The sequence below is a fragment of the Citrobacter sp. wls708 genome (assembly GCF_005281255.1).
Taxonomy (GTDB): Bacteria; Pseudomonadota; Gammaproteobacteria; order Enterobacterales; family Enterobacteriaceae; genus Citrobacter; species Citrobacter werkmanii.
The window spans coordinates 68740-81823 of record NZ_SZXE01000016.1; the positions used below are offsets into that span (position 1 = coordinate 68740).

11 protein-coding genes are annotated in these 13084 nt (G+C 53.1%); 5 read left to right on the top strand and 6 right to left on the bottom strand.

Features of this window, described 5'->3' with window-relative positions; all coding sequences use genetic code 11:
* Window positions 1–12 precede the first annotated feature (12 nt).
* Window positions 13–2250 carry a mechanosensitive channel protein gene (ybiO, locus tag FDW97_RS10015; RefSeq protein ID WP_038639109.1) on the top strand — a complete coding sequence of 746 codons (2238 nt, stop codon included), beginning with the start codon at window positions 13–15 and terminating at the stop codon, window positions 2248–2250.
* Here the strand turns inward: ybiO and rlmF are convergent.
* A complete protein-coding gene (gene rlmF, locus FDW97_RS10020; RefSeq protein ID WP_137350991.1) occupies window positions 2247–3173 on the bottom strand; it encodes a 23S rRNA (adenine(1618)-N(6))-methyltransferase RlmF in 927 nt (308 codons plus the stop codon). The two genes, ybiO and rlmF, sit on opposite strands and share 4 nt — an antisense overlap.
* A 211-nt stretch (window positions 3174–3384) precedes the next feature.
* Between rlmF and mcbA the strand changes: the two genes are divergently transcribed.
* The 3 genes from mcbA to ybiJ all read left to right on the top strand — a co-directional run bounded on the left by mcbA (window position 3385) and on the right by ybiJ (window position 4617).
* A complete protein-coding gene (mcbA, locus tag FDW97_RS10025) occupies window positions 3385–3645 on the top strand; it encodes a DUF1471 family periplasmic protein McbA (protein ID WP_069323210.1) in 261 nt (86 codons plus the stop codon).
* A 143-nt stretch (window positions 3646–3788) separates the two neighbouring features.
* Complete coding sequence (locus FDW97_RS10030) at window positions 3789–4055, top strand: DksA/TraR family C4-type zinc finger protein (protein ID WP_085047465.1); 267 nt, start codon at window positions 3789–3791, stop codon at window positions 4053–4055.
* Window positions 4056–4356: 301 nt separating this feature from the next.
* The gene (gene ybiJ / locus FDW97_RS10035) at window positions 4357–4617 is read left to right on the top strand and encodes a DUF1471 family protein YbiJ (protein WP_006685371.1); all 261 of its coding nucleotides are present in this window, start codon (window positions 4357–4359) and stop codon (window positions 4615–4617) included.
* A gap of 52 nt (window positions 4618–4669) precedes the next feature.
* Here the strand turns inward: ybiJ and FDW97_RS10040 are convergent, their stop codons facing one another.
* From FDW97_RS10040 to FDW97_RS10060, 5 genes are all read right to left on the bottom strand, one after another.
* On the bottom strand, window positions 4670–5800 hold the full coding sequence (locus tag FDW97_RS10040) for a malate/lactate/ureidoglycolate dehydrogenase (protein WP_087857596.1): 1131 nt from the start codon (window positions 5798–5800) through the stop codon (window positions 4670–4672).
* Between the two features lie 163 nt (window positions 5801–5963).
* Window positions 5964–6932 (bottom strand): DNA-binding protein YbiB, encoded by a 969-nt coding sequence (gene ybiB / locus FDW97_RS10045; RefSeq protein ID WP_137350992.1) that lies wholly within the window; start codon window positions 6930–6932, stop codon window positions 5964–5966.
* 28 nt (window positions 6933–6960) lie between these two features.
* Window positions 6961–9111 (bottom strand): ATP-dependent DNA helicase DinG, encoded by a 2151-nt coding sequence (gene dinG / locus FDW97_RS10050; RefSeq protein ID WP_137350993.1) that lies wholly within the window; start codon window positions 9109–9111, stop codon window positions 6961–6963.
* A gap of 177 nt (window positions 9112–9288) precedes the next feature.
* Window positions 9289–10710: a DASS family sodium-coupled anion symporter gene (locus FDW97_RS10055; RefSeq protein ID WP_121528796.1), complete on the bottom strand. Its 1422-nt coding sequence runs from the start codon at window positions 10708–10710 to the stop codon at window positions 9289–9291.
* A gap of 33 nt (window positions 10711–10743) precedes the next feature.
* The gene (locus tag FDW97_RS10060) at window positions 10744–12096 is read right to left on the bottom strand and encodes an adenylosuccinate lyase family protein (protein WP_085047469.1); all 1353 of its coding nucleotides are present in this window, start codon (window positions 12094–12096) and stop codon (window positions 10744–10746) included.
* A gap of 202 nt (window positions 12097–12298) precedes the next feature.
* On the opposite strand from FDW97_RS10060, the gene FDW97_RS10065 reads away from it, so the two are divergent.
* Complete coding sequence (locus tag FDW97_RS10065) at window positions 12299–13033, top strand: GntR family transcriptional regulator (protein WP_079224891.1); 735 nt, start codon at window positions 12299–12301, stop codon at window positions 13031–13033.
* Window positions 13034–13084: the final 51 nt, after the last annotated feature.

Here is a 13084-nt window from a genome sequence, read left to right on the forward strand (position 1 = left end):
ATGGGAGGAGTCATGCGCTGGATCCTGTTGGTCTTCTTTTGTCTGCTGAGCATACCGTCTCACGCGGTGACAATACCCGGCGTCACAACCTCGACTTCAGCCGACCCGCAAGCCACCCCCGCAAAAGAGCCTGATGTTGAGCAAAAGAAAGCCGCTTACGCCGCGCTGGCTGACGTACTGGACAATGAAGCATCGCGCCAGGAGTTGATTGGTCAATTGCGCAAAGTCGCGGCAACGCCTCCTCCCGAACCCGTGCCGGTGATTGTCCCCCCCACGCTAACTGAAGAAAAAACGGTATTGGAAAACGTGACAGATGTCAGTCGTCACTATAGTGAAGTTCTTTCCGACCGCTTTGCCCAGCTTTACCGCAACATCACCGACGCCCCGCATAAAACCTTTAACCCGCAAACCTTCACCAATGCCCTGACCCATTTTTTAATGCTGGCAGCGTCAGTGTTTGGGTTTTACTGGCTGATCCGCCTGTGCGCGCTGCCGCTGTATCGCAAAATGGGGCAATGGGCACGACGGAAAAACCGCGAACGCAGCAACTGGCTACAGCTTCCGGCAATGATCGTCGGCGCATTTATTATCGATTTATTACTGCTGGCGCTAACGTTGTTTATAGGGCAGATTCTGAGCGATCGAATGAACGCCGGGAGCCGCACCATCGCTTTCCAGCAAAGTCTGTTCCTCAATGCCTTTGCGTTGATTGAGTTCTTCAAAGCGATTTTACGTCTGATATTTTGCCCGACGGTAGCGGAGCTACGCCCGTTTAACATTCAGGATGACGGCGCGCGCTACTGGAATCGCCGTTTGAGTTCATTAAGCAGCCTGATTGGTTACGGACTGATTGTTGCCGTTCCTATTATCTCAAATCAGGTTAACGTGCAGGTCGGTGCGATGGCAAACGTCATCATCATGCTGTGTATCACGCTATGGGCGCTGTATCTGATTTTCAGAAATAAGAAAGAGATCACGCAGCATTTGCTCAATCTGGCGGAAAGATCGCTAGCCTTTTTCAGCCTGTTCATCCGCGCCTTCGCGCTGGTATGGCATTGGCTGGCCAGCGCTTACTTCATTGTGCTGTTTTTCTTCTCGCTGTTTGACCCTGGAAACAGTCTGAAATTCATGATGGGCGCAACGTTACGCAGCCTGGTGATTATCGGCATTGCCGCCTTTGTTTCCGGCATGCTTTCGCGTTGGATAGCCAAAACGATTACCCTGTCGCCACATACCCAGCGCAGCTACCCGGAATTACAAAAACGGCTGAATGGCTGGCTGTCGACGGCGTTAAGCGTGGCCCGGATCCTGACGGTGTGCGTCGCGGTGATGCTGCTGCTCAATGCCTGGGGATTGTTCGACTTCTGGAACTGGCTGCATTACGGCGCCGGAGAGAAAACGGTGGATATCCTGATTCGTATCGCGCTGATTCTTTTCTTCTCCGCCATTGGCTGGACGATCCTTGCCAGCCTGATTGAAAATCGTCTGGCTTCCGATATACACGGTCGCCCATTGCCCAGTGCCCGTACCCGCACGCTGTTAACGCTGTTCCGCAATGCGCTGGCGGTGATTATCAGCACTATTACCATCATGATTGTGCTGTCCGAAATTGGCGTCAACATCGCCCCCTTGCTGGCCGGTGCCGGGGCGCTGGGGCTGGCGATCTCTTTTGGCTCGCAAACGCTGGTAAAAGACATTATCACCGGGATCTTCATTCAGTTCGAAAATGGTATGAACACCGGGGATTTAGTCACTATCGGTCCACTCACCGGTACGGTTGAAAGGATGTCCATTCGTTCTGTGGGGGTGCGTCAGGATACCGGGGCGTACCATATCATTCCCTGGTCATCGATAACCACCTTCGCCAACTTTGTGCGTGGCATTGGCTCAGTCGTCGCCAATTACGATGTCGACCGTCATGAAGATGCGGATAAAGCCAATCAGGCGTTGAAAGACGCTGTCGCTGAGCTGATGGAAAAGGACGATATTCGCGGGCTTATTATCGGCGAGCCGTCGTTTGCCGGGATCGTGGGGTTAACCAATACGGCTTTCACGCTACGGGTCTCATTTACGACCCTGCCGCTGAAACAGTGGACGGTACGTTTCGCGCTCGACAGCCAGGTGAAAAAACACTTCGATCTGGCCAACGTACGCGCCCCGGTACAGACGTATCAGGTCTTGCCTGCACCGGTGAATGGCCCTCCGTCGGCGGCAAGCGAACAACTGCCGCCAGGGGAGCCAACGCTCTAGCGTTTACGCGCCATAAAACGACGACGCTGATCGTTATCCATAAAGGTCCAGGCAATAAAGCGGCTCTGCTTTTGCCCCTGGGCCATCTCTTTCTTAACCACTTTCACCGCGCCCGCATCCGTTAATGCGTGATACAGCGGAGGTAAATTCTCACCGCGCGAAACCAGCGTGGTAAACCACATCACCTGACGGTCAAAGGCCTGGCTTTCGGCGATCATTTTCTTGATGAACGCCACTTCGCCGCCTTCACACCACAGCTCCTGCTGCTGTCCGCCAAAGTTCAGCGCATCATCTTTGTCCTGACCCAGATTACGACGCTTACGTTCGCTTCCGGCGCGGGCTGAGGCCGCAGAACCATGGAATGGCGGGTTACATACTGTGGCTTCATACTGCTCATTTTTATGAATGATACCGGTGAAGATTGACGCTGCATCTTTTTGCCGGCGCAAACGAATTGCGCGAGTCAACCCCGGATTGGCGTTAACAATCGCCTGAGCGCTGTTAAACGCTTCGCTACTGGTTTCGCTACCGGTGAATCGCCAGCCGTATTCATGCACGCCAATCAGCGGATAAATGCAGTTTGCCCCAACCCCTACATCCAGCACGCTCGCATTTACCGGAATAGTTCCTGTCGTTTCACCTAACAGGTCGGCCAGATGGTGAATGTAGTCCGCACGACCAGGAACTGGCGGACACAGAAAACCGTCTGGAATATCCCAGTTTTTCACCGCATAAAAATGCGCCAGCAGTGCTTTATTGAGCGCCTTCACTGCCTGCGGATTGGCGAAGTTAACGCTCTGCTCACCGCCGGGCGTGAGGGTGAGAAATTGCGTCAACTCGGGTGTAACCTGGCATAAAGTCGCAAGATCATAACGGCCATTGTGGCGGTTACGCGGGTGTAATCCCGGTTTCTGGGGGGACATAGCATTCTCCTTTTAACAGCGGCGTAAGATACCCGCATAACGCCACGCGGTAAACACACACAACAAGGATATTTGATTTTTTATGCCTGGACGTTGCCTTACCGATTGTTCAAAAAACAGACATGTTATCACCAGTTTTTTGCGGTTAATGTCTTCCGCTGGCGGCCTAAACTTATCAGGCACCACCTGTTGTTTCTCAGAGGATATCACCATGAAGAAATGCCTCACATTACTTGCCGCTACCGTACTAACCGGTATGACGTTTGCGTCCTTTGCCGCACAACCCAACACCAGCCCAGCAACCGGTCAGCTCCAGGCCTCAGGTACAGTATTCGCTACCGGCGCCACTAACCTGAGCGATCTCGAAGACAAGCTGGCAGAGAAAGCAAAAGAACAAGGCGCAAAAGGCTTTGTCGTTAACTCTGCAGGCGGTAAAAACCAGATGTACGGTAGCGCCACTATCTATAAGTAACCCCTCCACTTCAGCCCAACTGCATTCATCCCGAATGCAGTTTCCTGCGCGAATGGTCCGAAATCTGATACCGCTGATGTGTGGTCGTTTTTCAGCCATCATATTCGCTATACTTATTCTGTAGACAATAACAGGAGGTACATATGGCATCCGGATGGGCAAATGACGACGCAGTTAACGAGCAGATCAACAATACTATTGAAGATGCTGTTGCCCGCGCCCGTGGTGAATTACCGAGCGGGGAAAGTCTGTATGAATGCGAAGAGTGCGGTAATCCTATCCCGCAGGCCAGACGTGAGGCAGTGCCAGGCGTACGCTTATGCATAGCCTGTCAGCAGGATAAAGATTCACATAGCTCAGCATTTTCAGGATATAATCGCAGAGGTTCGAAAGACAGCCAGTTACGTTGACTTATCTTTACCAAACGTTTCAGCGCAGATAATTTCCTTTACGAGCACGCTTTTTCGCATGCTGTGTAGCAAAATGTGCCGTTGTCGCTTTCACTGTAAAGCGCAGCGACAAGAACTGTAAATCCCTCTTTCGAATTTATTAATATTCAATAAGTTATTTGTCATTCAATTTTTTTGATTGACGCCGTCAATTCTATTCGATTTTCTCTCGCATAAAAAAACGTGATACTTCTCACATCGACGAAACAACGTCTTCTTACCAGAACACTGACTAACAGAACAAACCTGCGAGAGATTAATCATGAAAAATATTAAATTTGCCGTTGCCGCCATCGCCCTTTCTACCCTGTCATTTGGCGTTTTCGCTGCCGAGCCGGTTTCCTCCACTCAGGCACAAAGCATGAATAAAATTGGTGTGGTATCTGCTGATGGCGCCACCACGCTGGACGGTCTGGAAGCAAAACTGGCTGAGAAAGCCGCCGCTGCCGGCGCAACGGGCTACAACATCACCTCTGCTGTCGGCAACGACAAAATGAGCGGCACCGCGGTTATCTATAAATAACCGAAAGATTACCTGTACGACCCAATGCTCCAACCCTCATTGACCCTGTTTGTTACCCTTTGTTTGCCCGTCCGCCACTGGACGGGCTTTTTTTTGCCTGGTGTTTCAGCCGTTGACGGAATTCCTGTAACACGGTGTCGGGCATCCCTATTTGCAACGCCGCCTCGCAGATTGCCTGCCAGCTTCCGGCATCCAGCGGAATACCTTGTTCCAGCCTTTCCTCACGAGTATTCACCTCCCACTCACCTGGCAACAGGATCGGGGCGTCATCGGCATGTGGGGACGCTTTTACCCACTCAGTAAATGCCGCGACTTGGTTATCGCAATCCGGCGCGCCGAACAGTTCCGGGTTAATAATAAGGGTGGTCATACAGTTAATGATGGCGTCCGCACTGGTCTGCAGGCTCTCCTCATGTGTGGTTTTACCACCAGAAAGCGCGCCGCCCATAATTTCGCACATCGCCGCCAACGCATAACCCTTGTGTTGAGCGAAGGTCAGCAACGACCCCAGCGGAGAGACCTGCATCACAGCAGGATCGGTTGTCGGCGCTCCTTCGGCATCAATCAGACATCCGGGAGCCACCGGTTCCCCCTTATGCCATGCCACGCGGGTTTTGCCAAAAGCGATGGCGCTGGTTGCATAGTCCAACAACAACGGGAAAGTATCTTTACGCGGAAAAACGACGCAGAAAGGGTTGGTGCCAAAACGGCTATCGCGGCCGTGGAACGGCGCGACCATCGGGATGCCCACCACATTCACAAAGTGTACCGAGACAAAACCTGCCGCCGCACATTGTTCCGCCCAGTAACCAATGCGTCCGATATGGTGCGAATTGTGTAACGCCACGGCGGCGATACCGTACTGGCGCGCTTTTTCAATCCCAAGCGTCATTGCCTCGTGCGCCGCCACCTGACCAAATGCGCAATCGCCATCAAGCGTAATCACCGCCCCCGCATCTTTAACCACTTTGGCATGACGGTTGATCTGCAGATGTCCCTGCGAGAAGGAGCGAATATAGCTTGGGATCATGCCGATGCCGTGGGAGTCGTGCCCGGCGAGGTTAGAGGCAATCAGATGATCGGCCACCAGCCGCGCTTCCTGCTCGTTACTCCCCATCTGGTGAAAAACGGCCTGAATAAAGGCGTGCAGCGTTGGCACATGGAAGCGATGTCCACTGTTCATTGTTATCTCCTGTTGTGTCGCGTGTTTGTTGTGTTTCTTATTTTTCAACAAACTATGCTGCGCCACGGCAGTCAGGAGATCAATAAACGTGCAGAAATTTCACGTTGATGCAAAGGATGAACCGACAGGCCTGGTAAATGACCTGTCGGGGGGAACAAGAAAATTAGAAGCTTTGCCCGACGCGAGCAAGGCCTTCAGCCAGCGAGGAAGATTCGCCGGTTGCGACCAGGCAGCAGGCCATCTGAATTTTCAACGAGGCCGGAACAGGCTCGCTACCGGCCAGACAACGTTCAATCCAGCGCGCGGTAGTTTCCGGATCTTTTGCCACTGGCAGCGGTACCGGCTCGTCGGGCATCTCACTCTGACGCTCCTGCAACACTCGCACACCGGATGAATCGATCAGGCTTATCTGCGGACAGCGCTGCGGGTTGGCATACACCTCGCCTTCTGTACCGTGCATCAACAGGCCACGGCCACCGATGTCGCTAAAGAATTTCGCCACGCGCGATACATATTCCGGATGCGACACGCTGGCAAGACGCAGCGCGGCATCTTCAGCAAACGGCGTGGCGAGTTTAGCCAGCGTATGCGCGCTGTTACGCACGCCCATTCTCCAGCGCATCGCCAGCTGTTTCTCCAGCGGAGGACACAGCGCGCTCACCGGGATAAACACCGGCTCATGACCATCGAGTTTTGCCTGTGCCTGCGCCGCATGCTGCGTTGGCGTAATGCCCATCAGTTCGAAAATGGTTTCTGTCAGCACGCGGGTTGGATCTTCACTGACGCCGTGCACCACTACCGGGAAGCCCAGCTTGTGCAGTAAAATTGCCAGCAACGGAGTCAGATTCGCCTGCTTGCGTGCGCCATTATAGCTGGGAATAACAATGGGCATGGGTTTAGCAACCGGCGGCGTCAAGCGAATAGTATGGTTCTGCATCGCTTCGTAAAAGCCCAGCATCTCCGCTTCACCCTCGCCTTTAATACGTAGCGCAATCAGTACGCCGCCCATCTCAAGCTCCGGTACATCGCCGTTCAGCATATGGGTATACAGTCCGCGAGCAGTATCCTTATCCAGGTCACGCGCGTGATTTTTCCCTCGCCCAATCTCTTTGATGATTTTGCGGTAATCCATCGATAACTCCTTGCTGTTGCTCACATCGTTAACGCCTGCGGCGGCGCGTGGGTTTCGCTTTTTCTTTTGGTTTTACTATAACGTCTGGCACAGCAGGTTGCTCTATCGGAAATATGGGTAACGCATTCAGTAAACGCTTGCCGTAGTTTTTGGTCAATAAACGCTTGTCATAAATAACCACTTCCCCCCAGCAGCCGTGGCTACGGATGAGTCGCCCGACCTGCTGGATTAAATTAAACGATGCGGCCGGTAAACTCTGTACTTCGAAAGGATAACGATTCAGGCTTTTCAGCCACTCACCCTCGGTGATCACTACCGGGCTGTCGATTGGCGGAAAGGCGATTTTATGAATATGCACCTGCGTCAGCAGGTCGCCTTTCAAATCCAGACCTTCGGCAAAAGATTGCAGACCCACCAGCACGCTACGCTCACCGTTTTGTACCCGTTTGCGGTGTAGCTCCACCAGACGATATCGCGGCTGATCGCCCTGGACCAGCAACAGCAGACGTAGATCGGCGACGTGCTCAAGAAAACGCTGCATCGCCCGACCGCTGGCAAACAGCACCAGCATGCCCTGATGCTTTTTGCTTTCCAGCTGTTCGCGGAAATAGGCAGCCATTTCCGCAATATGCTGCTCTTCGTTCTCTATCAACGGTTCGTAGCGCATCTGAGGAATAACAATTTTGCCTTGCTCAACATGATTAAACGGAGAATCCAGCGCGACAAAGCGGTCACCGGCCTTTTCTTTGAGGCCGCTCATCTCCTGTAGACGCGAAAAGCTGTTGAGCGAGCGCAGTGTGGCGGAGGTAACGATAATATGTGGTACGCTGCGCCACAGCAGTCTTTCCAGTTGATCGCTCACGCGGATCCCCACGCAGTGGAACCAGACGTGGATCTGCCCGTCACGCACTTCACGCGTCGCCCATTTACTCACCGGAGCGCCTGACGACTGCGCCAGCGAGGCCAGCCGCCACAGCTTGCTTTGCGCTTCGAACATACCCAGCGCCCGGTTCATCTGCAAAATAACCCGATGCAGACGCACAATATCGTGAGTGCCGGTTTTTTCGCTGAGATCGTTGAGGAACAGTTCAGCCAGACCGCGCAGCATTTCTGTGAGCTTCGCCAGGCGCTGACATATCTCCATTACTTCCGCTGGCAGTTCACCCATCGCAAAACGGTGTTCTGCTTCCTGGGTGGCAGGCATATACAGATTAAGAATATTGTTAAGTGAAGAAATCAGTTCATACAGTTCTTCGCAGTGGCCGTTCAGACGCTCAGCATTTGCCAACGGCGGCGTGGTTTTGGGGCGAAACTGCTCAAGGCAGGTAGCCACTAACTTACAAAACAGATCCAACTGCAGTCGATACCAGGGAGCGCTGATTTCCGCACTCATCTCCAGCGCATCGCGCGCAACGTCCGGCAAGTGGTGTCCTTCATCAAGCACCAGCAGCAGGTTTTTCGGCTCCGGCAAAACAGCTTCACTTTCCATGGCGGCCATCACCAGCGCATGGTTGGCAACCACCACTTCGGCTTCCTGAATCTCACGGCGGGCGACAAAAAAAGGACATTCACGATAATAGTGACAATTACGATTCAGACAGCTGGCCTTATCGGTGCTCAGGCGTTGCCAGAGTCCGTCATCAATAGCGATATCCGTGTGATCGCGCAGCCCGTCCCATTTATAGGTGTCGAGGTCGCCTTTCAGCCTGGCGCAGCGCTTTTGCTCTTCCTGGTTATTTGGCGTCAGGTCATCGTCGAGAAAAGCCAGCAGATCCTGCTGATTAGGTTCGGTACTGGCAAGCGCCGCTAAGTTAAGCGGGCAGACATAGCGCCCACGACCGAACGCGGCGGTAAAACGCAGGTCAGGAATAATTTTGCGCAGTAACGGCAGATCTTTGCTGTAGATCTGATCCTGCAAGGCGACGTTGGCGGTACTCACCACCAGCGTTTTTTGTTCTTCCCGGGCAATGGCGATTCCCGGAATTAAATAGGACAGGGTTTTCCCCACTCCAGTCGGCGCTTCAATCGCCAGATGCCGCCCTTCTTCCCCGGAGAGCGTTTTCGCAACGTCAGCAATCATCTGCCGCTGCGGTGCGCGGGGGATAAAGTCGGGGATCTGTTCCTGAAGCGCCTTGTACCAGGCGGCAATTTGCGCTTTCAGCGCAGCCGTAAGTGCCATGAGAAAACCTGAAATACTGTATAAACAGCCACTATTGTGGCACATTTCAGGCGCTGGATGTACCTTTTTCCCCCATTCTGGAAAGCGCTTCGCCGCGCGGACTTAAATTGCCGGAAGGCGGCTTACACCCTATTCGGCCTACAGTCAGGTACATTGCAGGCCGAATAAACGCGTCGGCTAATAATATCCCAGTAACTTCCACCACAGCATACCCACGGCAAAAATGATAATGACATTTGCCGTCACCACACAGAGGTTGATTTTGTAAAAGCGCGGGCGTTCAAAATAGCCCTGGGCAAAATAGATGGGGCCAGGTCCACCACCGTATTCCGTATTGCCCCACATCAGATTACTGAAGATACCAAAGCAGATCGCCACCATCATCGGCGGCGCGCCAGCAGCGATCGCCGTGGCCGCAAAAGGGGCATACAGCGCAGCGACATGGCCGGTCGCCGTGGCAAAGAGATAGTGGACATAAATATACAGGATCCCCAGCAAAACGAAGGACTCTATCGCGCCAAATCCCTGAATACCGCTGCCCAGTTTTATCGTCATCCATTTAATAAAGCCCAGATCGGCAAGACCGGTCGCCAGGCTAATAATGACGCTAAACCAGATTACCGTGTCCCACGCTGCATGGTCATTGAGCAGGCTTTTCCAACTGACTGCGCCAGAGGCGAAAAGATAAGCGGCCAATCCCAGTCCGACCGAGGTTGCCGATAATCCTGTGATTAAGCTGGTGCCCCAGCCGACCAATGCCAACACAAAGCCAAACGCGACCTTTTTCTCGTTACTGCTCATCGCACCGAGTTCACCGAGCGCCTGCTTACCCATCGCTTTTGCCTCTGGCGTACGTTTAAGCTCAGGATCCAGCAACTTGTAGACCAGAAGCGGCATCAAACAGAAACAGACCATCGCAGGAACAACAGCGGAAACAAACCACCCGCCCCAGGTTATCTCGACGCCTAATGAGGATTTAGCCAGACTCGCCACCAGCGGATTTGCCGCCATCCCGGTGAGGAATATCGCCCCGGTAATGGGCGTAAACTGAAAGCACACCATGGTTAAAAAATCACCAATACGCTTGCCGGTTACTCCCGGAGCCGAACCTAATACGTCATTGATTGAACGAGTGATAGGGAAAATAATCCCTCCGGAACGGGCTGTCACTGACGGCATTGCCGGAGCCATAATCAGATCGGATACCCCCAGCGAATAGGCGATACCCAGGCTACTGCCGCCAAATAGCGATAACATTTTATACGCGATACGTTTCCCGAGCCCGGAGGTGACAAACCCCAGAGAAAGAACATAGGCGCAGAAGATGAGCCATACTGTACCGGACGCAAACCCTGACAGCGCTTTCGCCTCTGGCAATGTCTTGGTAAAAATCACCACACAAAGCGCAATCAACATTACCGCCCCCGAAGGGAGCGGTTGGGTAAGAATGGCGGCAATGGTCGCGGCAAAAATAGCAAACATATGCCAGGCCTGAGGCGTCAGACCATCAGGTACGGGATAAAACCAAATTATCCCCCCAATCGCCAGCGGTATCAGGAACGCCAGAATGGATTTTCCCGCGACAGAATTCGTTGACATAAAAATATCCTTATTCCGTTAGCCCGAGAACCTTCATTTCTGCGACATATATTTGGCCAGCACCTGATCGACCATCGCGGGTGCCATTCCCAGGTAATTTGCCGGGTCGGTCAGTTTCTCAATCAACTGCGGATCCAGTCGTTCTGCAACAGATGGCATCGCATTCAGCACATCAGCCAGTCGCCCCCCCTGTTCGTTGACGATACGGCAGGCGTCGTACACAACATCATGCGCATCCTGACGACCGATGTACGGCGCCAGTCCCATCATGACCGCCTCAGCCACTATCAGGCCGTTGGTCATACCGAGGTTACGTTTCATCGCCGCTTCATCGACTATCAGCCCCGCCAGCATAAAATTGGCCTGATGCAACGCCCCTGCGCTGAGGACGAAACTTTCCGGGATAGCAATCCATTCCGCATGCCACGGCCCGGTCGCCCGTTCCAGGTCCTGCACCATCGCATCCAGCATCAGTCCCGCTTGCTGACGCACGCCTTTAGCACAGGCCAGCATCAGTTCGCTGGAGATCGGGTTGCGTTTCTGCGGCATGGTACTGCTGGCGCCACGCCCTTTAACAAACGGCTCATACAGCTCGCCAAACTCATTGGCTGCCAGCAACATTACGTCGTAGGCAATCTTACCCAGCGACCCAGTAATCACCGCTAACAAGTTAACCGCTTCGGCAAAACCATCACGCGCGACGTGCCAGGTGGACGTTGGAACATTCAGTCCAAGCTCTTCCATCATCGCTTTTTGTACCGCCAGCCCTTTATCCCCCAGCGATGCCAGCGTACCAGCTGCACCCGCAAATTCGCCGACCAGAACACGAGGACGCGCCTGGGTAAGACGTTCCGCGTGGCGTTCAAACATATCCAGCCAGATGGCCGCTTTATAACCGAAGGTCACGGGCAAAGCCTGTTGTAAGTGGGTTCTCCCGGCCATTGGCGTATCACGGTAGCGACGTGCGAGGTCTGCGAGCGTCGCACGAAGTTTGTTTATATCGGTCTCAATTAACGTGAACGCATCACGAATTTGTAGGACTACCGCGGTGTCCATAATGTCCTGAGTGGTTGCCCCCCAGTGCACATAGCCGCCAGACTCGCCAGCCTGTTTAGAAATCTGGTGCACCAGCGGTAGGATCGGATACCCCACTATTTCGGTTTCATGGCGCAATAAATCAAAATCGAGCGTGTCGGCATTACATTTCTCGGCAATTTCCTGCGCCGCCGCCTCAGGTATTACGCCACAGCGCGCTTGAGCCTTAGCCAACGCAACTTCCACTTCCACGTATTTGCGCACCAGCTCGCGATCGTCAAACACCGCGCGCATCGCCGGTGTGCCGAAAGAATCCCTGAACAGAACAGAATCAAGTACATTCGAAGCCATAAATCCCCCTGGAAAATCTGATAATGATAAGATGCTTGTTTACGGCGGTTTGTTGGATATTCAAACGCCGCCACAATGTCCAGACATTACCAAATGTCCGTACATTTAAATGTACGGACATTTATAGTATTCATAAGAAATGTAGGGAATAGTCCGTACAAATTTTCGTGATAAAGATCACTAATATTTTGATGAAACTGCGATGAAAGAATCTCTGTACAAGCGAATAGCACGTGAACTGGCACAGCAAATTTCGGTGGGAACCTTTGCCCCCGGCTCGCTGTTTCCTACGGAAATGGAACTGTGCGAAACATGGCAGGTCAGCCGCCACACCATGCGTGAGGCGCTAAGGGAATTAACAGAGCAAGGTTTGATTTCACGGCGTAAAGGCGCAGGAACCCGCGTTTGCGAACCTAAGGCTAACGGCGTCAATCATCCGCTATCGCATCTTGAGGATCTGCTGCTGCTGGCCAGGAACAATCTGCGCGTCATCAAGAAAATCGATGAGATTGTGGCGGACATAGAGTTGTCCCAGTTGATTGGCTGTCCGCCAGGTTCCCGATGGCTGCACATTGCCAGTACCCGTGAAGATGCGCAAAACCCGGACGCGCCAATTTGCTGGACCGACAGTTACGCCAGCACGGACTACGCCAAGCTGCGCACGTACATCCGCGATGATCCGCACTCGTTAATTAGCGATCTGATCGAAGCGCACTACGGTATTAAAAGTCATGAAGTTCACCAGACGATTACGGCAGTTGGCGTGCCTAAGAAGATGGCAAAAATCCTTAATGTAGCACCTGATTCTCCGGCGATGAGGATTGTGCGCCGCTATCTGGACAGGGAAGGAAAAGTTTTTGAAACGACGATTTCTGTTCATCCGGCAGGACGCTATACCTGCTCAATCGTGCTGAAATCGCAAAGCTCAGGGGAATGATTGACCTGGCCGGCCTACACAATGTGTAGACCGGATAGCATGTTTATACAG